This window comes from Hymenobacter sp. H14-R3 (genome assembly GCF_030063445.1).
GTDB lineage: Bacteria > Bacteroidota > Bacteroidia > Cytophagales > Hymenobacteraceae > Hymenobacter.
Map to the genome: position 1 here is coordinate 1 of NZ_JASITD010000022.1, position 25,254 is coordinate 25,254.

The window sequence follows — 25,254 nt, forward strand, 5'->3', positions numbered from 1 at the left end:
GGTAGAACAGTGGCAAGACCGCCAGAATGCGCGGCCCAAGCCCCGCAACTGGCAATTCAAAACGGCCGATGCTCGCATCAAACTTGCTAAATTATACCCGACTATCTAATGTTTTTCAACCACTAGCGCGTGAGGCCAGCCGAGGCGCTAATTGCCGGCCAGCAGCCAAGCGAAAAGTTGTTTCGGCTGGCAGCAGCGGCAGCTTTTGTCAATGCTCAGCCTCTTGAATACAATACTTTCAAGATACCCATAGGCCGTAACCTGCCGAGACGGGCTTTATTAGAAACCAGCAGCACGCAGCACTTGCAAGGCCCGGCCGGTACCGCTTTTGCGGCCAGCGTGGGCGGCATGGCCAGCCAGGTTGCTACTCCTGCCAATTAAATTACTCTATATACTGACGGAAGCTACTGACCAACTGCTCGCCCGCGTAGACGGACGGCTCAAAGTGATGGGTGGCTCCCGCTATACCGCCTAATGGGACCTGCCGGGCCTCACCTACGGCGTGCTCTTGACCAGCGCCATTGCGCGCGGTTACGGAGTGCACGCTGGATGTGCAGGAAGCGCAACATGCTCCCAGAGTGCTGGCATTGCTCACATAACTGGATGCGCCGCGCCTGCAATCCATCACTGATAAGGTGGGGCAAGCGCTATCTCATGGCGAGGGTGATACTACTGAAACGCTTCATTCTCTGCAAGATGTGACTAAGGTGTACGCATCAAAACCGCTGGCCCTGGTGGCCAACACGCACGAAAGGGCTCGCCACGCCGCCATGCCAGTGCGAATCACTCACGAGGAAAGTAAGCCGGAGCTTGTGGTGGCCACCGCGAGCCGGCAGACGCTACCCGAATCGTTTACGGGCAGTCAGGAGGAGAAAATGCAAGTGACCATCGGCGACCCAAAGGCGGCGCTAGCGGCCGCGCCGGTGCAGTTAGAGCAGTTCCCAAATCAGTGTACAGATTGGCTAAAGCCGGCAGTCCGCACCGTACACCGACCTAGAGCCTGTTATGTACTTATGAGCGGTTTGACGTGTCGCGCCAGTATGATGCCGAGAAAAACGAGGAAGTGAAGTTGCTGCAAGCTACTGGCGAGGCGTTCGTAATCGCGGACCAGCCGGCGGGAACGACTCAGCCAAGCAAAGGTGCGCTTTACGACCCAGCGCCGAGGTGGGAGCACAAAACCCGTCTGCCTTTCTGGTTTTTTAACTACTTGCAAGTCAATGTCATGCACAGCCGCCGCGTATTCTGCCTCCTCCCCCGTATAGCCTGCATCTCCGAAGACGACCTGCACGGTTTGGCCCATCCGCTACTGAACTTGGTGGCACAGTTCCCCCACCTGTGCCCGCTCCTGTTCGTTGGCCGGCGTTATGACCACACTCAGTAAATGGCCCAGCGTGTCGACGGCGATGTGGGCCGTGCTGCCCTTGCGCCGTTTGCCCCAGTTGTAGCCCGCCCGGTGGCCACTTTCCGGCGTGCTTTGCAACACGCACCCGTCGAGGCTAACGGCCGTGGGCGTGGCTGCCCGCTCCAGTAAAAGGCGCTGCAACTCGTTCAAATCATGCACCATGTCTTCAAGTACGCGAGCATCCCGCCAGCGCTGCCACTGCTGGTAAAACCGTGGCCCACGGCGGCAGGTCGTGAGGCAGAGAGCACCAGGGGTAACCCGTGTGGGCCAGATAACGCAAGCCGTTGAACAGGGCGCGCAAGGCAATTCCCGCTGGGGCGCATCTTCGCGCAGCAGTACCAGATCCGGGGCTACAAAGGCCCACTCGTCATCACTTACATCGCTGGGATAGCTTCGAACAACTGTTATACCCCAAGTTACGCCCCAAGTGCATAACACGCTCTAGGAACTACTCTAGCCAGTGGCAACTCTCTCAAGAGTTTGCACGCCGCAAAAACAGCCTTGCCCATCACAAATACTTGGCGGCGGTAGTCGTTAGTACTGCATAAGATGCGGCTGGTGCTAGTTGCAACACCTTGCTGAGTCGGCTTGGCCTGTAGCGCCTATACTGCGGCAGCCGACCGCAGGAAATCCACGCAGTGGAAATGGCGCATTTGGAGTATAAAATCCAAGAAGAACTGACAGGCCACTGCCGCATCGGTAGCGGTGAAGATGGGCGGCTAGTCGTCGCCCCACTACGAGTAAAATATGGCCCACTAGCAGTCATCGTGCGGCAGGCTAAGGCCATCGTAGCTCCGCGTGTTGATGGCACAGTTCGCTGGGTTGCAGCCTTTTGCTTCGACGTGGCAGGCTAGCTCAACGGTGGTCATGGCGGGTGGCTTCAGGTAGCCGAAATGAAGGACAATCTTTGATTTGATAGCAAATAACTAATAATACATTGTTTATCAGTTAATTAAGAGGCATATAGCTCCGTTATTGGCAAGCTGAAGCTTATCCTACACTGCTTTTTTAGAAATTTAGTCTTATCGGTGTGTTCTTGGGAGTGCGATACGTTTTGAGCCAGGCTTTCAGCGCGGTAGGGTCGTGCTCGAAGGCCAGTACCTCGGCGGCCAGCTGCTTGGTTTTGGCTTCAAGCTGCTGCTTTTGCTGCTGGTAGTCGTAGTCGATGCCGGAGGCGGTGCGGGTGTAGAAAAACGAGCGGCCGGTGAAGGCGGCCAAGTCCTGCTGCTCATTGAAAAGAGTTTGGTCCAACTCCTGCACCTGCTCTTTGAGCAGCTTGTTGTAGTAGCGCAACTGGTCTTCGGCCAAACTTTCGAGGTGGCTTTGGTCAATACGCTGCAACTCTAGTTGCAGGCGCAACAAGGTAAGCAGCTCGTTGGCCTCGTAAGCGGTGGTTACTTGCTTTAGCAGTTCAGTTTTGCGGTCTTTTTCGGCTTCATCGCGCTCCAGGTCGGGGTGCAGGTGCTTCACCAAGTCCATGTAGAGGGTGCGCACTGCTTTGGTGATGTTCTTTTCCTCGGCTTGCTTCTTGTCTTCGGCGGCCTGCTGCTTGGGGCTTTTCTTGCGCTTGGCACGCTGGGCCTCGCGGGCCTGCTCCTCGGCTTCGTAGGCGGTTTCGCGCTCGGCCATCACTTGGTCGACGTAGGCGCGGAATTTTTCGGGCGTGCTCACGTCCATGGCGGGGTCAAACTCGATGCCGTATTGCAGAGTGAAGAGCTGCTTCATCATATCGGCCGTGGCCTGGTCGGCAGCGGCTTCTTCGGCGGCGCTGGGCGGCGGGGCAGTGTATTTGTCGATGACGGGCTGCAAGTCGGGAAAGCCTTTTTGGGGCAGGTCGTGGCAGCCGTGGGCGATGAGGTCGGCCACTTTCGTGCGCTCGCCCTTCGTGAGCTTGTAGGTATCGTGGGCCAAGTCGAGCACGCGTACCAAGCTGGCGCGCGCCTCGTTGTGCTGGTGCTGCAAGGGGCGGTACTCGTTTTGCACGCGCTGGCGAAGCCGGGTGGCAGCTTCGCGGAAATCGCGGGCCTCTTTTTCGAGTTTGACAATGCGCTTGGTGAGGCGGTTAAACTCTTTCTGCGCCTTGGAAAGTGCGCTGGTATCGGTGCCAGCCGCCTGGATATGGACTATTTGCACTTTGGGAGCAACTGGTTTTTTAGCCATAAGAACTGTGTGGCATGGAGCCGCGAAATAATGCTGATTCGGCAGTTTTGTTGGTCAACCACTGGCGCGAGCTTAGCATAGCTTAACTCACGTCGGTTTTTATAAAAGAATGTTTTAAGGATTATAACCCCGCTTTCTACTCTCGCAAGGAGCCTCCGTGAGAATTGTCCAGCAAACAACCATCTCGGCATTATTTTCTTGCTGTGGCTGCACAAGAACCGGTTCAAAGATTGCCTCGGCAATCAGGTAATCATGCTCATCAATTCCGAGACGGCCCTCCAATAGTATTGTCAGTTGCTCGCCCCGTGTCTGGTCAGATGGCAAGAAGGGATGATGCTCCTCCCCTACTGCTTTTACCTTGGATGCTACTTCGTATTTCTTCCACAATCTCCAGCGCTCAAGCTCTAGTTGCAATACTTCTTTTGACACTGGACTTAACTTATACCAATCGCCAAGGCCATTACCTATGTTAGACCACTGACTTTCAAAGAAATAGGGTTGCCCGTTGTAATCAGCAATTCCCGACCTGGGACCATCATACCAGTCCAATGAATACACGTAATCCATACTGCTAAGTATTTTACCTCACACCTGGATAACCCCCACGTTGTACGCCTTCTCAATCGGCGCATGGTTGGCGGCCGAAATCCCCTCCGAAATAACCTTGCGCGTTTCGAGCGGGTCGATAACGGCATCGACCCAGAGGCGGGCAGCGGCGTAGTAGGGCGATAATTGCTCCTCGTAGCGGGCCTTGATGCGGTCGAGCAACTCCTTTTCCGCTTCGGGGGTAATGACTTGGCCTTTAGATTTTAGGGAGGCGACCTGGATTTGCAGCAGGGTGTTGGCAGCAGCGGCCCCGCTCATTACGGCGAGCTGGGCGGTGGGCCAGGCCACGATGAGGCGCGGGTCGTAGGCCTTGCCGCACATGGCGTAGTTGCCAGCACCGTAGCTGTTGCCTACTACCACGGTGAACTTGGGTACTACGCTGTTGGCCATGGCGTTAACCATTTTTGCGCCGTCCTTGATGATGCCGCCTTGCTCGCTGGCCGAGCCCACCATGAAGCCCGATACGTCGTGCAGGAATACCAGCGGAATGCGCTTCTGGTTGCAATTCATGATGAAGCGGGCGGCCTTATCGGCCGAGTCGGAGTAGATGACGCCACCCATCTGCATGCCGGTTTTCTTGCTTTTTACGATTTTGCGCTGATTGGCCACGATGCCCACGGCCCAGCCGTCGATGCGAGCGAGGCCGCAAATAAGCGTCTGGCCGTAGAGGTCTTTGTAGGGCTCAAACTCGGAGTTATCGACCAGGCGATTGATAATTTCCATCATGTCGTAGGGCTTGGCGCGGTCGCTGGGCAGCTGGCCGTAGAGCTCCTTTTCGTCGAGGCGGGGCGCGGCGGGCGCGGCGCGGCTGAAGCCGGCGGTGGGCTGCGCGCCCATTTTGTCGAAGATGTTGCGGATGTGGTTGAGCGCCTCCTCGTCGGTGTCGAACTTGTAGTCCGTGACGCCCGATACCTCAGAGTGCATGGCTGCGCCGCCCAGGGCCTCATTATCAATGGTTTCGCCGATGGCAGATTTTACCAGGTAGGAGCCGGCCAGGAATACCGAGCCGGTGCCGTTTACTATCATGGCCTCGTCGCTCATGATGGGCAGGTAGGCCCCGCCAGCTACGCAGGGGCCCATAATGGCTGAAATCTGGACGATGCCCATGCTGCTCATCACCGCGTTGTTGCGGAAAATGCGGCCGAAGTGCTCCTTATCAGGGAAAATCTCGTCCTGCATGGGCAGGTACACGCCCGCCGAATCGACGAGGTAGATGATAGGGAGCTTATTCTCGATGCTAATTTCCTGGGCCCGCAGGTTCTTTTTGGCCGTGATGGGAAACCACGCGCCGGCCTTCACGGTGGCATCGTTGGCCACTACCACGCACTGGCGGCCCTGCACGTAGCCCATTACCACTACCACGCCGCCGCCGGGGCAGCCGCCTTCGTCCTGGTACATGCCTTCGCCGGCGAAGGCCCCGATTTCGACCCGGGCCGCGCCCTTATCTAATAGGTAGTCAACGCGTTCGCGGGCGGTGAGCTTGCCCTTGGCTTTGTGGGCGGCAATACGCTTTTCGCCACCGCCGAGGGATACGTTGGCCAGCTTCTGGCGCAGCTTAAAAGTTAGTTGCTTGAGCTGGTCTTCGTTGCGATTAAACTCGATATTCATGTGGGTGGGATAGAATGATAGCGTGGACTCTGTGAGTCCGCGCGTGGGAACGTTGTTCAGTGATAACACGCGCGGACTCGCAGAGTCCACGCTACAAAAAAACCCGCCTTTGGGGGGCGGGTTTCAAAGATACTAGGCGCGGCAGCAGGGCGGCCTAATTGGTGAGGGCGGGGGCGGTGGTCACCTTTTTGGTTTCAGTGGTCACGGTGCCATCGGGGCTTTTGGTAACTTCCTTCTTTGTTTTATCCTTGCCGCCGCCAAATACCGAGAAGTGCACGTAGCGCTTGGGGTTAGCCTTCATGTCGGAAATCAGCGCGTTGGAGCTAGCGGCCGTGGCGTTCAGGTTGTTGTAGAGCAAGGTATCGTTGATGAGCTTACCGAGCGAGCCGGTTTTATCGTTAAGGGCAGCGCTCACGCCTTTCAGCGACGTTTGGGCTTCTACCAACGTTGCGTTGAGGTTGCGCAGGGCCGGGCCCACCGGAGCCGCCTTCAGCGAATCGGACAGCTGGCTGAAGTTGGTAGCAATGCGGTCGAGCTTGGCCGTGCTCTTATTGAGGGCGGCGCTCATTTGGGCAAAGTTGCGGGTTATCTGGTTGATATTAGCCTGGTTAGCAGTAATGAGGCGCTGCAAGGCTTCAGTGCTTTCGCGGGCCCCCACCAACGTACCCTGAATATTGGTCTGGGCATCCTTATTCAGGAAGCCGTTGATGTGCGAGAGCGTCGAGTTTACAGTATCGAGCAACACTGTGGCGCGGGCCTGCACAATGTCGGTGATGCTCACGGCGGTAGTGGTTTTCAGAGTTTCGCCACCACTGAACTTCTTGGAATCGGGGCCCAAAATAAGGGTAATCGTTTTGGAACCCAGCAGCGAGCCACTCAGGCCAGCCCTGGTTGAGTCGCCAAGTTCAATGCTCTTATCCAGCTCCAGAGAAGTTTTAATCGAGTTATTCTTGTCAGGCTGCAACTCCAGGTTTTTTACCTGGCCCACTTTAATACCGTTGAGGATAACGGGCGCGCCCACATTGAGGCCGTCTACTTTAGGGTAAATGGCATAATAGGTACGGTCGCTGGAGAGCAAGTTGCTACCTCGCAGAAAGTTAAACCCCACGGCCAAGGCAATGAGCGCCACTACGGCCAACAGGCCCACTTTTATTTCTTTAGACACAGGAAGATAGATTTAAGCTGAGATGGGCCAACTGAAGGATGGGTATTAGGCCGCCAATGGTTGCGTTGGCCGGCGATACTAGCGCCCTTAACGGCAAATGCTGGCCAGATGTTAGGCTAGTGAATGGGCCTAATCTCAGCTTACTCGCCGCGGGTACCCTCCAGGTCGTGCTTGTACTCGCGAAAGGCCCGGTAAATACCGTTGGCAATAGCCTGCTGGCCCACTTTATCGTCGAGGTAGTTCTCCTCGCCACGGTCAGTGAGAAAGCCAGCTTCCACCAATACGGAGGGCATCGTAGACTTCCAGAGCACAATAAAGCCGGCCTGCTTTATACCGCGCGAGCTGCGCCCCACGCTGGTACGAAACTGCCGGTCGATGCGCTGGGCCAGCCGCAATGAATTGGTGAGGTAGGCGCTTTGGAACAGCGAAAATAAAATGTGCGACTGCGGCGAGCGCGGGTCGAAGCCATCGTAGCGACGCTTGTAGTCTTTTTCTTGCAGAATAACCGAGTTTTCGCGCTGAGCCACGCCCAGGTTAGCGTCGGTTTTGTGCAGGCCCATGGTCCAGACTTCGGTGCCGCGCGCGCCCTTGGGGCCAGCGTTGCAGTGCACCGAAATAAAAAGGTCGGCGTGGTTGCGGTTGGCAATGGCGGCGCGCTCATCGAGCTCGATAAACACGTCCGTTTTGCGGGTGTAAATGACCCGCACGCCGGGCGAGCCGGCCTCAATCTGGCGGCCCAGATTCTTGATGATGGCCAGGGCCACATCGGCCTCGTGGGCGCTGGCACCGTTGCAGCCAATGTCTTTGCCGCCGTGGCCGGCATCGAGCACCACCGTGCGCAGGCGGTAGCGGGTGGGGTCCATATCGGCGCCGGAGGCATCGGGGCGCGGGGCCACCGAGTCGGGGGCGGGGGCAGCTACTACCTGCTGCCGCACGGGCGGCAGGGGCCGGGGGCTGGTGAGCGAGTCCTGGGCATTGAGCACCGGGCATTGGGCACTCAGCAGGATACAGGTCAGCGCAATAATCCGCACGATGGTCGTTGGGTGAAAAAACCAGGCTACTAGCAACCCTTGGTGGGGGTAGCGGCCTCTTATCTTTGTAGTAAGCCTCAAAAGTAATTCACCCGGTGGCTTTAGGTAACTTGCTTTTCTTCAACGCTCTCTTTTCGGGTCTTTTTCACCGCCGCCGCTGGGCGCTGGCGGTCATGGTGAGCGTGTGGCTCTGGCTGCTGGGCGGCGCTACCGGGGCCCAGGCCCAAACCGGCGCCACCCCTACCAACCCGCGCCGGCCCGGCTCGGTGCCCACGCAGCCGGTGCGCAACCTTAACTACGACCGCAACGCGCCCCAGAGCCCGCCGCCACCCGGCGTAATTAACCCTGGCCAGCCCGCCGTACCGGCCGTATTGCGCGAGCCGGCCCCCCGCCTCTCGCCCGACAGCACCGGCCTGCTGGCCGACACGAGCCGGGCCAGCCGCCGCGTGCGCGACTCGGTGAACCTGGTGGTGCTGCGCCGCCGCAGCCAGGTCGAGACCACAGTGAAGTATGCCGCCAAGGACTCCATCCAGTTCGACGTGACGCAGAAAGTGGCCCGCCTCTACAACAAATCGACGGTTGATTACGGCAAGATGAGTCTCAAAGCGGCGCTCATTACCGTGAACTACGGCGATAACACGGTGCAGGCCGCTGGCCGCCGCGACACGGTGCGGCACAAAATGGCCGACCAGCCCCTGCTCAAAGACGAAGCGGGTACCTACGCAGCGGGCAAGATTAACTACAACTTCAAAACCAAGAAGGGCAAAATCAGCGAGGTGGTGACCCAGCAGGGCGAGGGCTACATTCATGCTGAGGTGGTGAAGAAACTACCTGATAATGACTTCTTTGGCCTACACGGCCGCTACACTACCTGCAACCTGGAGCACCCGCACTTCTACATTGAGGCGGGCAAGATGAAGGTGATACCGGGCTCCAAGGTCATTACCGGGCCCTTTCACATGGTGATTGCCGATGTACCGCTGCCGGTGGGGCTGCCGTTTGGCTACTTCCCCACGCCGCACGCGGGGCGGGGGTCAGGCGTTATCATTCCCACGTTTGGGCAGGGCGCGCAGCGGGGCTACTCGCTCACCAATGGCGGCTACTACTGGGCCCCCAACGACTACATTGGCCTGCGCGTGACCGGCGACCTCTACGCCGGCAACGCCGACCGGCTGGGCGGCTACGGCATTGCCACGGAACTCACGTACCGCAAGCGGTATAAGTACCAGGGTAGCTTTCGGTTCACGTATTCCAACCAGCCGATATCACCCATTCTCACCACCACTACGGTGGCCAACACCGATTATTTGTATTCCAACTCGCAGAATACGTTTTGGATAAGCTGGGCCCACTCGCCTACCCCACTGCCGGGCGGCGGCGTGTTCTCGGCCAGCGTGCAGGCGGGCAGCTCGTCGTACAACCGCATTAACACGCTGAATGCCCGGCAGTTGCTGTCGGCCACGTTTAGCTCGACGGTGAGCTACAGCAAGCAGCTACGCACGCTGCCCATCAACTACGCGGTGCAGCTGGCCCAGAGCCAGAACACCCAAACCGGCGTAATGGACTTCACGCTGCCCAACTTCAACCTGGGCGTGGCGCGGCAGTACCCCCATCAGTGGCTGGGCATTCAGCCGAGCGGCAAGTTCTACGAGCAGTTTGCCGTCAGCTACAACCTGGTGGCCCAAAACCGCATCAGCAGCCTGGTGCCGGCCCGCGCCCTGGCCGGCGACATTCCGCTACTGGGTGGCAGCAGCACGGCCTACAATATTCCGGTTAACCTAAAGAATATCAATAACTTACTGCGAAACGCCCAGAACGGCTTGCAGCACCAGTTTCAGATTACGCTGCCCGCGGCCACGCTGCTGGCGCGCCACATCCAGATTCAGCCTTCCATCAGCTACGGCGAAACCTGGTATTTGCAGAGCCTGCGATATACCTACGAGCCGGTGCCGCGGGCGGTGCGCATCGACACTATTTCGCCGAGCTTCAACCGGTCCTACTCCTACTCGGGCAGCGTATCGGCCTCGACCAACTTTTATGGCACGGCCAATTTTAAGGGTAACCACTACGTGAAGGCCATCCGGCACAAGGTGTCGCCGAGCGTAAGCTACTCGTACTCGCCCGATTTGGCTAAGGGCTCGGAATACGCCGCCTTCACCAACGGGGCGCAGGACTACAACCAGCTACGCGCCGCCTATAATGGCCGCATTCTGGACCCCCGCAGCTTTTCGCGCTACCAGGGCTCCGTGTATTCTACGGCGGCCAGCGCCAGAGTAAGCGCGATATCGTTCAGCCTGCAAAACCAGATTGAGATGAAGGTGCGCAACAGCCAGGATACCACCGGCACCAACCCCTATAAAAAGGTGAGCCTGGCCGACGGCATCGACCTGAGTTTGTCGTACAACTTCTCCCCCGACTCGCTGGTGCCGCAAAAATTATCGAACCTCAACCTGGGCTACCGGGTGCAGGTAGCCAAAAAGCTTAACATCGTAATTAGCAGCGCCTTCTCTTTTTATCAGCGCGACTCGACCGGCAGCACCACGTTCACTGAGCGCGGGCCGACTGGTAAGCGGGTGCTCAGCGCCCGCTACCTGTGGGAGGATAAAAACCTGCGCCTGGCGCGCCTGCTCAACGCCAACCTGAGCCTGGGCTACCAGTTCAACCCCGCCGCGCGGCCCAAGAGCAAGGCCAACATTCCGCGGGCCGTGGCCCCGGCCAACGACCCGGTGCTGGGCTCGCCGCTGCAACAGCAGATTTACGCCGACTACATCGACTTTGACATTCCGTGGGAGGCCACGGTGCAGTACACGGCCTCCTACACCACGGCGTCGGCCCCCATCCGGCCCTCGTTGTATGGCGTGACGCCGCTGCTCTCGGGCAATGCCGTGACGGCCAGCGGCTCGGTGAAGCTTACGCCCAACCTGCGCCTGAGCACCAGCCTCAACTACGATTTCCGGGCCAATACCTTTGTGTATCCCACCGTCAACTTCTATCGCGACCTGCACTGCTGGCAGATTTCGGGCCTCTGGATACCCGTGGGGCCCTACCGGGGCTACAACTTCACCATTGCCGCCAAAAGCAGCCTGCTGCAAGACCTGAAGCTGAACCGGAATAAGACGATTCTGAACCGGTAGGCAGTGCGCCCCAATCGTTTGTCATTGCGAGCGTAGCAAAGCGGAGCGCGGCAATGACAGGTGGCGTTAGCTTACGCTACTGCCCAAACTCAAACACTACCTCGCGCACAAACATATCGCCCTGCGGCTGAAGGATAGCCAGGTTGCTGATTTCCAACTCTAGATTAAACGTCTGATTATTAAGAAATTGCATAACCGGCCCGAGGAGCTCGGGGGTAGTGTCGTGCAGGGCCAGCGAAATGTGGGGCAGCCAGAGGTCGGGGGCGCTGAACTTGTCGGTGCGCGAGCAGAGCGGGGCTGCTACTTCCAGAATGCGGTGGTGCAGCAGGTTGAGCGCATCGGAGCGCAGCACTGGGATGTGAATGACAGGGTTATCGCCCGGAAACATGCCCAGCCCGGTGGTGTGGGCAATAAAGGGCGCGGTGGTGTGGGCAATCTCGTGCAGCGCCTCTTTCAGCGTTTCCAGGTCGGCGGGCTCCACAATCTGGTAGGTGAGGTGCGGCTCGGGGGTGGCCTGCACGTCGGTCAGGCCGAACTCCGTTTCCAGGCTTTTGATGAGGGCATTGATGTGGTCGGAAGACGGCGAGGGCAGCAGCGAAGTAATGGCGAGCATGACGCGGAAACGGGGCGAGGGAAAAGGATAATGGACTGGCAGGGCGCTACCGGGCCTAAAGCTACGGGGCGAAGTAATTATTCGGGGGTTGGGCGGCGCGCCCACCGGCTACCAGCGCCCGCGAGCGGGCCGCCGGAGCCGGGCCGGGGCAGTTATTGAAAAACTACTTTCTTGAGGGCATAGGTCGACACTGGAGGCAACTTGGCCTGCAAGGCATCGAGGTGCGCTTGCAGCACGTAGCTGGTGCTGGCGGCGCGGCGGGCCAGGGTGGTGGGGTAGCCGCCGCCCGTGTCGTAGCTCTTGGGGGTGGCTACGGTCACAAAATCATCGGTCGAGGTGAGCTGGTACACCTTGCCCTGGGCGTTGCAGGCGGCCAGCAGCACGGTGTTGGCGGTCAGCTGCAAGCCGTCGGCGTTGAGCAGGCTGAGGCCGGCGGGCAGGGTTACTTTGGTAGTCCGGCTCGGCACCAGGACGGGGTTGGGCTGGCTGGCAGTGGGCGGCACCACCACCGGCACCGTCACCTTCAGCAGCGTGCCCTTGGCGGAGTTGGCCACCAGCAGGTAGCCATTGGGGTGATACACAATGCCGTTGAGGCCAAACTGGCCGGCCGGGGCGGCCAGGGCCGACGTATCGGCGGCGGTGGCGAAAATGGACGCCGTGCCCACGCCGGTGCTGGTGAACGTAACCTTGTAGATAACCGGGGCGAAGCTATCGGTCACGTACGCATTGCCCTGGTTATCAATGGCAATGTCGTTGGCGAAGTGCTTGGCAAAGCTCGTGGGCAGGGCGCTAAGCTCCACGGAGCTGATTTTGGTGCCGTTGCTGCGGTCGAACACGACCAGGCGAGCCAGTTGATTCAGGGTAGTTGGTTTGGTACGGCCAGTATTGTAGCCGGGGTCTGACACGGCCACGAGCAGCCGGCCCCGCGGCACATCGAGCTTGAGGCCGACGCTCGAAACCAGCAGGTCATCATCGGTAAAAACGGCGTAGGAGCCCGTGGCGTAGCCTAAGTCCTTGCCGTCCTGGCCTTTATCATTCTGGCCAGTGTCGCGCACCTGGCCGATGCGGCCGGCCGTTTGGGAGCCCACCAGGAAGCGCCCCTGCTGGTCGTCGTACTGCACGCCCTCGGGGTAGAGGCCGGCCGCCGGGCTATTGGCATCAGAGAAGTTGATGGTAGCCGGCAGCACCGCGCCAATGCGGGTATCACTGTCCTTTTCGCAGGCGGCCAGCAGCAGCAGGCTACTGGCCAGGCCAAGGCGCGCCGCGAGCGGGAGGGAAGAAAACTGCATAAGCCAGCGAATAATCCAGGAAAATTAAATACCCCGTAAAGGTCGCCTGCTCTACGGCAAATAGCCAGCTTAGGGCTGAATTGGGGCAACCCTAAACCGGCTATTCACCGTTAGCAGCGCTCAGCTTATGGCCGTGCCCTCCCCTCCTGCTCCTTCCGCTGCTACTGGTTGCCACTGGGTCCGCTGGCTCCTGGCCGGACTAGCCCTGGTAATCCTGGCCGCCCTCAGCTGGCTGAAATGGGGCCTCGACCCCTGGCTGCGCCGCCAGCTTACGCAGCAGGTAACCAAACAGACCCACGGCCAATATACCCTGGCAGTGAATGACTTGCGCACGGAGCTACTGGCGCGCAGCCTGCACCTGCGGGGCGTAGTACTGCGCCCCGCCACCCCTACCCTCGCCGATACTCTGCCCCGCCTCGAAGCCCGCCTGGCCCGCCTCGACCTGCACGGCGTGGGCCTGCTGGCACTGTGGCGCGGCACCACCGCCCCCATCGACAGCCTCACCCTCGACTCGCTGCGGCTGGAGGTGGCGGCGCTGGCCCGGCGGCCGGCCCCGGCCCGGCCCGGCGCACCTTTTTATCAGCAGCACCCGCTGCGGCTGGGCTACCTGGCCCTGCGCCGGGTGGGCGGCCGCTTTGGGCCGGCCGGCGCGCCGGTAGCCCAGCTGGCGGCGGCCACCGTCCGCGCCCGCGACCTGCTCATAAGCCCGGCCGGTGTGACCGATACCGAGCGGCTGGCCCTGGCCACCGACTGGCAGGCCACGCTGCACGAGGCCCGGGTGAAGCTGGGCGGGCACACTATTGCCACGCAAGCGCTTTATTTTGCCAGCGATAAGCAATCGCTAGGCATTGATTCGCTGCACATTACGCCGCCTGCGCCGGGGCAGGGCAAGCCAGGGGCGTTGCAGGTGGCGTTCACCATGCCGCGGGCGCGGATGCAGGGCCTGCAAGCGGCTACCTGGCAGCACCAGCACCGCCTGCGCGCCGATTCGGTGCGGCTCACTGGGCCACACCTCACGTTTAAACCGCCCACCAAGGCCCCGCCGCCGCTGTGGCAATTATTAAAACCGCTGTTTCGACGGGCCGATGTGCGGCAGGTGGTCATCGACGATGGCTACCTGGCCGTGGCGGGCGTGCGCGAAGCGCCCGCCGTGCGGCACCTGTTTCTAACGGGCCGCAGCCTCCGCATCGATTCGGTGGCTGAGCAGCCGGCGGCCCGGCGGGTGCTGTATGCCCGCGCCTGGGCCGGGCACGCGGGGCGCATTACAGCCACGTTTTTGGCCCCGGTATATCCGGTTAGCGTCGAGCGGGCGTTTCTCGATACTGATACCCAGGCGCTGCGCCTCACCGCGCTGGCTATGCGGCCCACCCTCACCCCGGCGCAGCTCAACCGGCACAGCGGCTACCAGACCACCCAACTCACTGTTCGCATTGCCGAGCTGCGGGCGCAGGGCTTTGATTTTCAGCAGCTTTCGGCCAATAGCCACCTGCGCATTGCGCGCGTCATGGCCGAGCAGCCTCATTTGCTGACCAACAGCGACGGGCGCGGGCCCATCAACCGCCGGCCCTCCTTCCTCACGCCCGAGGCGGTGCGCCGCGTGCGGGCGCACTTCGACGTGGGCCAGCTGGAGCTGCGCAACGGCACTATCCTGGCGCAGTTTCGCGGGGCCCGCACGCCGCTGCTGGGCACGTTCAGCATCAATCGCCTGAATGCCACGCTGCGCAACGTCAGCAACGACCCGGCCCGCATGAGCCTGGCGCACCCGCTCACCGGCACGGTCACTGGGTATTTGCAGAATACCTGCCGGGCCGAAATTCAGCTCACCACCTCGCTGCTCGACCCGCGCGGCCGCCAGCACTTGTGGGGCAGCTTTGGGCCGGCCCCGTTCAGCGTGCTCAACCCCGCCCTGCGGCCCACCAAGCTCATTAGCTTTAAGAGCGGGCAGGTGCAGCACATTGATTTTGACGAGCGGCTTGACCGCCAGCATATCAGGGGCGAGGTGCGGGCTTATTATACCGACCTGCGTATCAACTTCTTAGGCTACGACGAGGGCGAAGTCAAGAAAACCCTGTTTGGCCGCCTCAAGAGCGGGGTGGTGAACGTAGTGGTGCGCGACCAGAACCCGCGCCCCGGTGGCCGCCTAGTGGTGGGCGAAATCGACTCGCGCCGCGAACCGGAGTTTTCCGCGTTCACGGCTTGGCGGCAGGGTCTTATCAGCGGCTTTTTGCACAACGTGGGCGTGCCCAAAAAAATAGCCACCAGCCTGGGCCACTCGGACGGTGGCACGGCCCTGCCGCCGGGGCCCTACGCGCCGATACCAGCCAGCGCGCAACCCAGTGAGCCCGCAGGCAAAGGGCTGCTGCACAAGCCCATCCGGTGGGTGAAGAAGGCTATTCGCCGCGTGAAGAAGCTGGGCAAGCGCGTGGGCCGGGCGATTGCGCCTTAGCAGCTACTTCGGGTAATGATTGGGTGGATTAGCACCGCTGGGTGGGCTGCCAGTGCTAATCCACCTACTAAGAAGCTATCCGAATAGGGCCTGTCATGCTGAGGAAGGAAGCATCCTATAACGTCGGCACAAGTCGTCCAAACGTGATAGGATGCTTCCTTCCTCAGCATGACAGTTCCTTTTTGAATATTTTTTTGATAGTCAGGTAGTTAAACTACTACTTACGACCCACAATCACTCCCGGCGAGGCGGGCTAATCGTCGTCGTCCTTGCGCTTGGGGGTGAGCTGCAGGAAAGCGCCGCGCCGGGGCGCGGGCATGGTAGATTCTTCGCCGCGCACCGATTTCCAGACCACCTCATTGAGGTCTAAATCAGGTACTTCGTCTTCGTGGGCGAAGTCGAACTTGGCCGAGCGCTCGGCGCTGCGGTTCCAGGCGGTGTTGCGGGTGGTGAGGGGTACGTTGGCGGCTTTGGCCTGGTACGGGGCCAGGTTGGGGGTGGCTTGAAACACGCCGAACAGCGGCCGGGCGGCCGCGTCGTACTGGCTCATGGGCGGCAGGCCAAGCAGCAGCTCGATGGTGCGCATCACGCCGGCGGTGGTGTAGAGGGTGTGGTCTACGGCGCCGCGGCGCACGTAGGGGCTGATGACGAAGGCCGGCGAGCGGTGCGCGTCGATATGGTCGGGGCCGTTCTGGGCATCATCCTCCAGTACAAAAATGGCCGACTCGCCCCAGATGCTGCTGGCGGCGATGTGCTCCACGAGCTGGCCCAGGGCCAGGTCGTTGTCGGCCACAGCCGCGGTGGGGCTCACCTTGCCCAGGCGCTGGCCGCTGGTGTGGTCGTTGCTGAGCCGGATGGTGCTGAACTGCGGCACCGCCCCGCGGGCCAGCAGCGAGTCGAAGTCCTGGGCCCAGATGCGGGTGCGTGCCACGTCGGTTACGTCCATGTCGAAGCCCGGCGCTTTGGGGCACACGTGCCCGCGCAGTGACTTGAGGGGCGTTTTGCCGTTCTCGGCAAACTCGCCGTAGGTGCGGTAACTGAGGCCGGCGCGCTGGCAATAATCCCAGATAAAGCCGTCGCGCGGGTAGGCAATTTTGCGGGTGCCCTCGAAGTCGTAGGTGCCGCCGCGCCCGCCGTAGCTGATGGGCCACGACTTCTCCACGTAGTCGGTGGCGTAGGCGGCGGTGCTCCAGTTGTGGCCGTCGGCGCTCACCTCGGCGTTCACGTAAAAGTTGTCGAGCAGCACAAACTCGCGGGCCAGCGCGTGGTGGTTGGGCGTGACCTTCCGCGGAAAAATACAAAGCGAAGAGTCGCCCTCCCCTTCCCGCACATCACCCAATACCTGGTCGTAGGTCCGATTTTCCTTGATGATGTAGAAGACGTGCTTGATGGGCGACTTTTCGCCGGCCCGGCGCGGCACCGGGTTGCCGGCCGCGCCGGCCGCCAGCGTTTCGCTGGCTTTGGTAAAGGGCGAATTGGCGTATACCTGCGCCGAATATGCCTTGAGCCGCGCCGCATCGGGGGCCGGGATGAAAGAGAGCGTGCCCTTGAACAAGCCGCCGATATACTGCACCTCGCGCTGCTCGGTGCTGCCGGTTTGGTAGCCGCTGTTGTCGGTTTTCTTCATTGGCTGCGGGCCATTGGGGTTGGCCAGGCTCGAAAAGCCTTTCCCATTGGCTACCAATATTTTAGCACCCAGCGTGCGTACGCAGGTGGGGTACCAACCGGTAGGAATGAAGCCCCGCGCCACGCTGTGGCCGGGCGTGGCCACGTCGAATACAGCCAGGCAATTATTGTCGGCGTTGGCGATGTAGAGGGTTTTGCCGTTGGGAGCTAGGGCTAGGCCGTTGGTGGTAGAGCCGGTGAGGCGCGTGGGATACAGGCTGGTGGAGATGGTTTCGAGCACCTTCCAGCCCTTGGCGTCAACCACCGACACGGAGTTGTCGTTGGCATTAGCCACGAACAGGTAGCGGCCGTCGCGGCTCTGTATCAGCTCGTTGGGGTGGCTGCCGGTGGCCAGCCCGGCCCGGATGCGACCCGTGGCGCGGTCGTAGGCCAGCAACTTATCGCCGCCCCAGAGCGTGATGTAGAGCGTTTTTTGGTCAGCCGAGAGCAGGCAGCCGTAAGCTTCGGCCCCCAGCTTCACCTTGCTGAGGGTATGCTTGGTGTGGGTATCCAGCACGTAGAGAGCGCTGTCCTCCTTCGTGACGGTGTAGAGGCGCTCTCCGGTCGCGGCCACAGCCAGGCCGGTGGGGCTGATTTTGGCCTTGGGCCAGCCGGGGCCGAGGCGTAGCGTGTCGGGCGCGCCCAGCTTGCGCGCCACCACGGGGTAGGCTAGAATGATATTGTCGTTGCCGCCCGAGGCGTAGAGCTTATCGCCCTTCGCATTGAAACCCAGCCCGTACCACGCCTTGCCGATGGGCTGCTCGTCGAGCAGCTTTTCGGTAACGGGGTCGATGAGCTGAATCTTCTGCTTGCCCTGGCCATTATTGGTAACGGCCAGCAGCTTACCACCCGGCGCGAGCTGCATATTGAGGGGCAGGTCGCCGAGGGGCAGCGCGGTGCCGGCCGGCGTGAGGCTCCAGCCGTTGGGCAGCAGGATTTTGGCGGCGGCCGGGTCGGTGGTGGGCCGCTGGGCGTGGGCCGCGCCGGCAGCTAGGGTGAGGGCCGCAACGGCCAGTAAGCGCTTCATAGCATCGGGTAAAATCAGCAACGCGCAAAGGTCTGCGCAACGCGCGGCTTTCTGGTTACGCCAAGGTTACGTTGCGAGGTAGCGCAGACGCTACACCCCTGCTACGGGCAGCGTGAAGTGGAAGGAACTACCGCTGCCCAGCTCGCTTTCGACCCACAGCCGGCCGCCCTGCGTGGTAATAAACTCGCGGGCAATGCTGAGGCCCAGGCCCGAGCCGCCGGTGTAGCCCGCCTTATCGGGCAGTTGCGCGAAGCGCTGGAATATTTTGTCGTGGTACTCGGCCGCGATGCCGGGGCCGGCATCCTGCACGGTTACCTGCACAAACTTGCCGGCGCGGGTGGCCCGCACGGTAATGCGCTCGCCAGCCGGCGAGTAGCGGATGGCATTGGCCAGCAGGTTGATAAGCACCCAGGTGGTTTTCTCCACGTCGGCGCGGGCGGGGGGCAGGTCGGCGGGCAGGTCGGTTTGGAGGGTGAGCTGCTTGTGAGCCAGCTGGGCCTGCACGGTGGCTTCTGCAAAGGTCACTACATCAGCTAATTGTGTGGGCGCAAAGTTGAGCTGAATACCCTCGCCCGAGTCGAGGCGCGACACGTCGAGCAGCTCGCTCACCAGGCGCTGGAGGCGCTGGGTTTCGTGCCGGATGCCATCGGTGATGTGCTGGCGCTCCTCCTCAGGCAGGTTGTCTTTTTGCAACACCTTCAGGCTGAGGTTAATACTGGAAAGCGGTGTTTTGAACTCGTGCGACACCGTAGCCAGGAAATTGGACTTCACCTGGTCAAGCTTCTTGAAGTCCGACACGTTGCGCAGCGTCAGCAGCTGGCCCACGAACTCGGTTTTGTCGCTGGCCTCGTTGAAGGAAACCAGGTCTTGCACGGCCAGCCGGTAAAAGGCCTCCTCGCCACGCTGCGTGATGGTGAGCACCGGCGCTTCGGCCACGGCCTGTTCGCGGTTGGGCGCATCGAGGGGCTTCAGTAGGGTTTGGAACAGGTCGTTTTCGAGGCGCACGATGCTGGCGGGGCGGCCCACCAGCTTATCGGCGGGCAGGCCCAGCAACTCGCACATCACGGGGTTGGCCAGCAAGATGCGGCGGCTCTCATCAAGCACCAGCAAGCCCTCGTCGAGGGTATTGATGATGCTGGAGGCGCGGTTGCGGGCCGTGAGCAGCTCGGCGGCGGTGGAGCTGCGAAACTCGCGCAACTCGCTCAGCATCTTGTTAAAAGCTGCCGCCACCTGCCCAAACTCGTCGTTACTTTCCTGCGGAATGGTGGCCGCAAAGTCGCGGGCCGTGGCGTGGGCCAAGGCCGCGCTCAGCTTGCGCAGGGGCTGCACGGCCGCCTCGGGCACGCTGGCCACAAAGCCCAGCCCCAGCAGCACCGCCAGCGTGATGAATAGGATGAGGTTGCGGTTGGCCTGCTCGGCGTAGTGGTTGGCCAGCGAGTTTTTGCGGGTGAGGGCCTCCGTGTTCAGGTCCATTATGCGTAGGGTTTGGGTGCGCAGGGGCCGCCACGCGGCGGGCAGTACGCGGGCATTCTGGCTTATTGTTCGCTCATACACAGCTAGTTGCTGCGTTAGCGAATCTACCAGCTCGCGCTCCCCTACCTCCGTGATGTTGCCGGCCTCGCGGGTCAGGCTTTCCCGAAACCGGCGCAGCCCGGCGGGGCTGCCCGGCTCCTGGCCGAGGGCATCGAGGCCGCGCAGCATCTGCTGCCCCAGCGCCACCGAGTAGAGGTTGGCCTTCAGAATATCGCGCGATTTCAAATCGAGCTGCCGCACCGTGTAAAAAGCGTAGCCACCGATGCTAAGCAGCAGCGCCAGCATGGCCACGAAGCCGAGCGTTATTTTGGTCTTGAGGGTCATAATAGAGGGGGAGGAAGGCACTTATCAAATCGTCTGTCATTGCGAGCGCAACATTCTGCGCATCAAGCAGAGATTGCCGCGCTCCATCTCTGCTTGATGCGCAGAATGTTGCGCTCGCAATGACAGACGAATTTTATGCTGTTAATCAATACGTTACCAAATACACATCTAAATCGCCGCTGTCGCGGGCCACGGCCGTGAGCAGGTCGTGGGTGACGCCGCTGCGGCTGAGCTGCTGCCAGAGGCCCTTCTCGCGGGTGATGCCGCAGACGAGCAGCGTGGCGCTTTTTTCCTGCGCTATGCGCTGGATGGCGGCCACCACGTTGTCATCCTTCACGCGCAGTATCTGGGCGCCTAGCTCCACGGCAAGTTGCAGGTTATTAAGCAGATGCCGTTGCGTGGCCAGCCCGATGCGGTCGGCACTTTCGCGGCCCGTCTGCACGTAGAGCACGTACCAGGCGGCGGCCCCAAAGCGGTCGGCCAGACGCGAGGCCTTACGAATTATCTCCTTGGCAGCCTGGGCGTTGGAGTTAATACAGGCCAGCAGGCGGTCGTCGTTGCGGCGCTGGGCGGGCACGGCCGAGGCGCCGCCAGTTTCGTTTTCGACCTGGCGGCCCAGCAGCTGGGCCACCTCGCGCACGGCCAGCCGGCGCAATTGCAGCAGGTTTTCGGGCTGAAAAAAGTTGGCCAGCGCGGTGGGCACCTTAGCCGCATCGTAGATTTTGCCTTGCTCTAGGCGGCCGCGCAGCTCGCCCACGGTCAGGTCCACGTTCACCACCTCGTCGGCCTCGCGCAGCAACTGGTCCGGAATGCGCTCGGTTACGTCGGTGCCCGTTATTTTGAGCACCTGGTCGTGCAGGCTTTCCAAGTGTTGCACATTCACGGCGGTTATCACCGAAATGCCGCTTTTCACCAGCTCCTCCACATCCTGCCAGCGCTTCTGGTTGCGTGAGCCTGGCACGTTGGAGTGGGCCAGCTCATCCACAATCACCACCTGGGGGCGGCGCTTCTCAATGGCATCGAGGTCCATTTCCTCCACCGCGTGGCCTTTGTAAAACACCTGCTTGCGGGCCAGCAGCGGCACTTCGCTGAGCTGAGCCACGGTGCCGGCGCGGCCGTGGGTTTCGACGTAGCCCACCAGCACATCCACGCCGTTCGCGTGCAAGTCGTTAGCCTCCTGCAACATACGATACGTTTTGCCCACGCCTGCGGCCAGGCCCAGGTATATCTTGAGCGTGCCGCGCCGCTTCTCACGCACCAAACGCAGGAAGCGCTCGGCCGATTGGTCACGCAGGTCGTTTTCGGCGGAAGGCATGGAAGAAGAATGTGTTTGGGACGAGGTTTTGGGGGCGGGGCGGCGCTAGTCGCGGGTGAGCAGCAGCTCGGGGCGCGGGGGCATTTGTAGGGGCACGTTTTCGACCTCGTAAGTGCTGTTATCGAGGCCGAAGCTCTCGGTTTCGGAAGAGCCAAGCCACTTCAGGCCGGCGTGCAGGCGCAGGGCCAGGCGCTGCCAGCCCCGCAGCAGGTATTGGTACGGAAGGGTTTTATTGAGGATAACGAATTGAAAATCACCCACTACCTCCTGCCCGCGCAGCGAGGCGTAGCGCGAGGTAATGTCCACTTCGTGGTTCTTCACGAGGTCGGCCACCACCTGGCGGTACATGTAGTTGAGGGCGTGGTCGATACGAAAGCCCAGGTAGAAGTCAATGCGCACCAGCTCGTTGGGCAGCACGTGCGTCACGTGGTAGCGGCGCGTGTAGGGCTCGTCGGTGGTGTTCACGTGCACCAGGTAGTACACGTCGGCCCGCTTGGGGCGCTTGCGGAAAATGCTGTGAATGATGGCATTCTCGATTTCCTTGGCGTTTTCGGCCTTGGTGAGATACACCAGGTGGGTAGCATATTTGGGCACCGACTCGTCCTGGCTCAGCTGTTGCAGCAGCGGCAGCCACTCGGCCAGCGGCACAAACTCGGTGAGCTCGTTGCGAATGCGCTGGCCGGCCACCCAGCTCAGCATTACCAGCAGCAGCAGGCCCGCCAGCAGCACGCTCAGCCAGCCGCCGTGGGAGAATTTGGCCAGGTTGGCCACCAAAAACGAGCCCTCAATGAGCACGTAGGTACCCACCAGCAGCGCAATCCAGTAGCCCGCTACGCGGCGCAGGCGCAGGTAGTAGCCCAGCAGCAGCGTGGTCATGAGCATGGTTACGGTCACGGCCAGCCCAAACGCCGCCTCCATGCGGCCCGACTCGCGGAAGTACAGCACCACGCCCACGCAGCCGGCGCACAGCAGCCAGTTCACGCTGGGCACGTAGGCCTGCCCGCGCAGTTCGGTGGGGTACTGCACTTTTACTTTGGGCCAGAAGCGCAGCCGCAGCGCCTCAATAACGAGCGTAAACGAGCCCGAAATGAGCGCCTGCGAGGCAATGATGGTGGCCAGCGTGCTCAGCCCGATGGCCGGCAGCAGCGCCCACTTGGGCATGAGCAAAAAGAACAGGTTTTGCTCGCCCAGCGGCGGCCCCAGGTGGCGCAGCAGCCAAGCCCCCTGCCCCAAGTAGTTGAGGATGAGGCAGGTTTTCACGAAGGTCCACGAGCCGTAGATGTTCTGCCGGCCCACGTGGCCCATGTCGGCATACAGTGCCTCGGCCCCGGTGCTGCACAAAAAGATGGAGCCAAGCAGCCAGAACGCGCCCGGCACCTGCGTCACCATCCTAATGGCGTAGTGTGGGCTGAAGGCGCGCAAGATGCTCGGCTCCTGCACCAAGTGCACCACCCCGAGCACGGCCAGCATCGAGAAAAACAGCAGCATGACCGGCCCAAACAGCTTGCCAATAATCTGGGTGCCAAACTGTTGAAACGCAAAGAGCCCGACCAGAATCGCCACCACAATGGGCACCGTATCGAGGTCGGGCTTAAGGATGCGCAGCCCCTCCACGGCCGAGGCCACCGAGATGGGCGGCGTAATGAGGCCATCGGCCAGCAGCGCCGCCGCCCCCACCAGGGCCGGCAGGTAGAGCCGGCGCAACGGCAGCCGCCGCAGCCGGGCATACAGCGCTAGTATGCCGCCCTCGCCGTGGTTATCAGCGCGCAGCGCGATAACCACATACTTCACGGTGGTGAGCAGCGTGAGCGTCCAGATAATGCACGAGATGGTACCCAGCACCACCGGCTCGGTCACGGGCTGCGTCACAAACACGCCGCGCACGGTGTAGAGCGGCGAGGTGCCGATATCGCCGTACACAATGCCCAGCGCCACCAGCAGCCCCGCCGCCGTAATGCGGCTGTGGGCCGACGAAACGGGGGCGGCCAGGGCCAAATCGGGGGTAGCGCTGGGCACAGTCATGGCAAAAGCGAGGGGGTTAGAACGACAGCGCCACGCTCGTAGTCAGGTTGCCGTAGTTGCGCGAGTTGCCGTTGTCGTGCTGAAAAATAGCGTCCTGGGCGCGCAGGTAGCGCCCTTCTACGCGGAAAGCTACGTTGGCCGTGGGCAGGTAGTCGAGGTTGAGGGAGGTGCCGCCGGCCAGGAAGCGGGCATCAGTGGGCGCGGGCATAATGCTGCTGATGAGGACGCCCCGGTCGGCGTTGTAATACTCGCCGCGCAGGGTGGTCGAAAACAGGTCGCTGAGCTTGTATTTTACAAAGGCCGAGCCCGTGTGCCAGGTGTCGTAGCCGCTGCGCTGGGCGCTCTGCTGCTTGCCCACATCAAACACGGCGGCCAGGCTCAGGCGCTCGGTGGCGGCGTAGGTAATGTAGAAATCGTGGAAGTAGCGGCGGCGGATGAGCGAGTCCTGCGGCTGCTCGTTGCCGTAGAAAGTGCTGCTGTTAATCAGGATTTTAGCCGTAGGCTTCCACTGAATCTGGGTGCCGAGGCCCTTGCCCTGGTTGTTTTCGCGAATGTTCTGCCAGCCATTGAGCACCAGCGCGGTGAGCGTCAGCTTGGGGTCCACTTCGTAGGTAAAGCGGGCACCCGACTCGTAGTAAGGCGAGTTTTCGGCCATCAGCGAGCGGGTCAGCGTCCAGTTGTCCTTCGAAATGGCCGACTCAAAACCAATGTGCGAAGCGAAAATACCCAGGTCGAGCCAGGCCTTCTGGAAGGGCCGGAAGCCCGCGTAAGCCTCAAAAATATGCTTAAGTACCTGGTCTTCAGCGGCGTAGTTGGCGCTCACGTAGGTGCCGGCATGAATGCCGAGCGCCCCGCGCACCTTGCCATCGTCGTAGCGCGCGCCCAGGATGGCGTTGTTCACCGTGAACTCGTTCTGGCGGTTGTGCGCGTACAGGAAGCCCGGCCGCACGTTGGTGTTGTTGTGGTTGAAATCGAAGCCGTAGTAGGCATCCACAAAGCCGTAGTAGGTGAGCGGATTGGCGGCGGCGGGCGCAGCCTTGGCAGTGTCGGCGGGGGTAGTCGTTTGGGCCTGTGCTACGCCGCACAAAGCGGCCAGCGAGCCAGCCAGTAGTAGTTTTTTCATCGGTAGAAAGCGGCCTGGGTGGCCGCACGCTTTTCTTCTTATTATATTATAAATTGCTACTTGCCAGGTCTTTAGATTTTGGCTGGCGGCGGGTGGGGTAAGAGGTGCGCCACAAAGATGCGCCCCCTACCCCAGCACTTATTTTATCAGCCAGGCACTACTTCGCCAGCGCATCCAGGGCCACGTTCAGGGCCAGCACGTTCACCTTGTTGGGGCCGAGCAAGCTGGGTACCACTTGCTGCTGCACCAGGGCCTGCACCTTCTCGGGGGCCAGGCCGCGGGCCTTGGCCACGCGGGGCACCTGCACCAGCGCGCCCTGGGGCGAGAGGTCGGGGTCGAGGCCCGAGCCGCTGGCCGTAACCAACTCGGCTGGCACGTCGGCACGCTGCACGCCGGGGTTTTTCAGCAAAAACGTATCGAGGCGGGCCTGCACTTCCTTCAGGTAATCGGGGTTGCTGGGCCCCTTGTTGGAGCCGCTGGAGCCGTCGGCGTGGTAGCTGGCCGCCGAGGGCCGCGAGTTGAAATACTCGGGCTTGTCGAAGCGCTGGCCCACGTTGGCGAAGCCCACGAGGCGGCCGTTTTGCGTGACTTGCACGCCCTCGCCGTGGCCGGGGGCCAGCTGGGCGGCGGCCCACACAATGGCGGGGTAAATGCCGCAGCACAGCACCAGCATGGTGAGCGTGAGGCGCAGGGCGGTTAAGAATTGGGATTTCATGGTTTCAAAATGTAAAACGGAATGGTACTCCGTTTGTCGTTGTTTAACAAGGCGCTACCGGCGCGGGCGGAAACGG

Annotated in this window: 15 protein-coding genes and 1 pseudogene; 2 read left to right on the forward strand and 14 right to left on the reverse strand. The window is 61.3% G+C overall.

Going from position 1 to position 25,254, the window contains the following annotated elements; genetic code table 11:
* Nucleotides 1–1,003: 1,003 nt before the first annotated feature.
* The 6 genes and pseudogenes from QMK33_RS17660 to QMK33_RS17685 form a co-directional block, all read right to left on the reverse strand.
* Nucleotides 1,004–1,810: pseudogene (locus QMK33_RS17660) on the reverse strand (IS5 family transposase).
* Nucleotides 1,811–2,410: 600 nt separating this feature from the next.
* The gene (locus QMK33_RS17665) at nucleotides 2,411–3,562 is read right to left on the reverse strand and encodes a hypothetical protein (RefSeq protein ID WP_283565941.1); all 1,152 of its coding nucleotides are present in this window, start codon (nucleotides 3,560–3,562) and stop codon (nucleotides 2,411–2,413) included.
* A 114-nt stretch (nucleotides 3,563–3,676) separates the two neighbouring features.
* Entirely contained in the window at nucleotides 3,677–4,129 is a 453-nt protein-coding gene (locus QMK33_RS17670) for a hypothetical protein (protein WP_283565942.1), read from the reverse strand.
* An 18-nt stretch (nucleotides 4,130–4,147) separates the two neighbouring features.
* Complete coding sequence (locus QMK33_RS17675; protein ID WP_283565943.1) at nucleotides 4,148–5,776, reverse strand: acyl-CoA carboxylase subunit beta; 1,629 nt, start codon at nucleotides 5,774–5,776, stop codon at nucleotides 4,148–4,150.
* A 154-nt stretch (nucleotides 5,777–5,930) separates the two neighbouring features.
* Entirely contained in the window at nucleotides 5,931–6,941 is a 1,011-nt protein-coding gene (locus tag QMK33_RS17680) for an MlaD family protein (RefSeq protein ID WP_283565944.1), read from the reverse strand.
* A gap of 140 nt (nucleotides 6,942–7,081) precedes the next feature.
* Entirely contained in the window at nucleotides 7,082–8,053 is a 972-nt protein-coding gene (locus tag QMK33_RS17685; RefSeq protein ID WP_283565945.1) for an N-acetylmuramoyl-L-alanine amidase family protein, read from the reverse strand.
* A 29-nt stretch (nucleotides 8,054–8,082) separates the two neighbouring features.
* Between QMK33_RS17685 and QMK33_RS17690 the strand changes: the two genes are divergently transcribed.
* On the forward strand, nucleotides 8,083–11,106 hold the full coding sequence (locus tag QMK33_RS17690; protein WP_283565946.1) for a putative LPS assembly protein LptD: 3,024 nt from the start codon (nucleotides 8,083–8,085) through the stop codon (nucleotides 11,104–11,106).
* 76 nt (nucleotides 11,107–11,182) lie between these two features.
* Here the strand turns inward: QMK33_RS17690 and QMK33_RS17695 are convergent, their stop codons facing one another.
* Both QMK33_RS17695 and QMK33_RS17700 read right to left on the reverse strand, forming a co-directional pair.
* Nucleotides 11,183–11,719, reverse strand: coding sequence for a 2'-5' RNA ligase family protein (locus QMK33_RS17695; protein ID WP_283565947.1), 537 nt, complete (start codon nucleotides 11,717–11,719; stop codon nucleotides 11,183–11,185).
* 152 nt (nucleotides 11,720–11,871) lie between these two features.
* Complete coding sequence (locus QMK33_RS17700) at nucleotides 11,872–13,008, reverse strand: hypothetical protein (protein WP_283565948.1); 1,137 nt, start codon at nucleotides 13,006–13,008, stop codon at nucleotides 11,872–11,874.
* 127 nt (nucleotides 13,009–13,135) lie between these two features.
* Between QMK33_RS17700 and QMK33_RS17705 the strand changes: the two genes are divergently transcribed.
* Complete coding sequence (locus QMK33_RS17705) at nucleotides 13,136–15,454, forward strand: hypothetical protein (RefSeq protein WP_283565949.1); 2,319 nt, start codon at nucleotides 13,136–13,138, stop codon at nucleotides 15,452–15,454.
* A gap of 253 nt (nucleotides 15,455–15,707) precedes the next feature.
* Here the strand turns inward: QMK33_RS17705 and QMK33_RS17710 are convergent, their stop codons facing one another.
* The 6 genes from QMK33_RS17710 to kdpC all read right to left on the reverse strand — a co-directional run bounded on the left by QMK33_RS17710 (nucleotide 15,708) and on the right by kdpC (nucleotide 25,178).
* Nucleotides 15,708–18,146 (reverse strand): bifunctional YncE family protein/alkaline phosphatase family protein, encoded by a 2,439-nt coding sequence (locus QMK33_RS17710; protein WP_283565950.1) that lies wholly within the window; start codon nucleotides 18,144–18,146, stop codon nucleotides 15,708–15,710.
* 90 nt (nucleotides 18,147–18,236) lie between these two features.
* Nucleotides 18,237–20,003 (reverse strand): sensor histidine kinase, encoded by a 1,767-nt coding sequence (locus tag QMK33_RS17715; protein ID WP_283565951.1) that lies wholly within the window; start codon nucleotides 20,001–20,003, stop codon nucleotides 18,237–18,239.
* Between the two features lie 145 nt (nucleotides 20,004–20,148).
* Entirely contained in the window at nucleotides 20,149–21,318 is a 1,170-nt protein-coding gene (locus QMK33_RS17720) for a sensor protein KdpD (protein WP_283565952.1), read from the reverse strand.
* A gap of 45 nt (nucleotides 21,319–21,363) precedes the next feature.
* Complete coding sequence (locus tag QMK33_RS17725) at nucleotides 21,364–23,340, reverse strand: KUP/HAK/KT family potassium transporter (RefSeq protein ID WP_283565953.1); 1,977 nt, start codon at nucleotides 23,338–23,340, stop codon at nucleotides 21,364–21,366.
* Nucleotides 23,341–23,356: 16 nt separating this feature from the next.
* Nucleotides 23,357–24,463, reverse strand: coding sequence for a porin (locus QMK33_RS17730; RefSeq protein ID WP_283565954.1), 1,107 nt, complete (start codon nucleotides 24,461–24,463; stop codon nucleotides 23,357–23,359).
* A 157-nt stretch (nucleotides 24,464–24,620) separates the two neighbouring features.
* Complete coding sequence (gene kdpC, locus QMK33_RS17735) at nucleotides 24,621–25,178, reverse strand: K(+)-transporting ATPase subunit C (RefSeq protein ID WP_283565955.1); 558 nt, start codon at nucleotides 25,176–25,178, stop codon at nucleotides 24,621–24,623.
* Between the last annotated feature and the right edge of the window lie 76 nt (nucleotides 25,179–25,254).

Excerpts from the sequence above, each read along its gene's own strand:
- QMK33_RS17665 (WP_283565941.1), bottom strand. The coding sequence starts at position 3,562 with ATGGCTAAAAAACCAGTTGCTCCCAAAGTGCAAATAGTCCATATCCAG.
- QMK33_RS17670 (WP_283565942.1), bottom strand. The coding sequence starts at position 4,129 with ATGGATTACGTGTATTCATTGGACTGGTATGATGGTCCCAGGTCGGGA.
- QMK33_RS17675 (WP_283565943.1), bottom strand. The coding sequence starts at position 5,776 with ATGAATATCGAGTTTAATCGCAACGAAGACCAGCTCAAGCAACTAACT.
- QMK33_RS17695 (WP_283565947.1), bottom strand. The coding sequence starts at position 11,719 with ATGCTCGCCATTACTTCGCTGCTGCCCTCGCCGTCTTCCGACCACATC.
- QMK33_RS17700 (WP_283565948.1), bottom strand. The coding sequence starts at position 13,008 with ATGCAGTTTTCTTCCCTCCCGCTCGCGGCGCGCCTTGGCCTGGCCAGT.
- QMK33_RS17705 (WP_283565949.1), top strand. The coding sequence starts at position 13,136 with ATGGCCGTGCCCTCCCCTCCTGCTCCTTCCGCTGCTACTGGTTGCCAC.
- QMK33_RS17710 (WP_283565950.1), bottom strand. The coding sequence starts at position 18,146 with ATGAAGCGCTTACTGGCCGTTGCGGCCCTCACCCTAGCTGCCGGCGCG.
- QMK33_RS17715 (WP_283565951.1), bottom strand. The coding sequence starts at position 20,003 with ATGACCCTCAAGACCAAAATAACGCTCGGCTTCGTGGCCATGCTGGCG.
- QMK33_RS17720 (WP_283565952.1), bottom strand. The coding sequence starts at position 21,318 with ATGCCTTCCGCCGAAAACGACCTGCGTGACCAATCGGCCGAGCGCTTC.
- QMK33_RS17725 (WP_283565953.1), bottom strand. The coding sequence starts at position 23,340 with ATGACTGTGCCCAGCGCTACCCCCGATTTGGCCCTGGCCGCCCCCGTT.
- QMK33_RS17730 (WP_283565954.1), bottom strand. The coding sequence starts at position 24,463 with ATGAAAAAACTACTACTGGCTGGCTCGCTGGCCGCTTTGTGCGGCGTA.
- kdpC (WP_283565955.1), bottom strand. The coding sequence starts at position 25,178 with ATGAAATCCCAATTCTTAACCGCCCTGCGCCTCACGCTCACCATGCTG.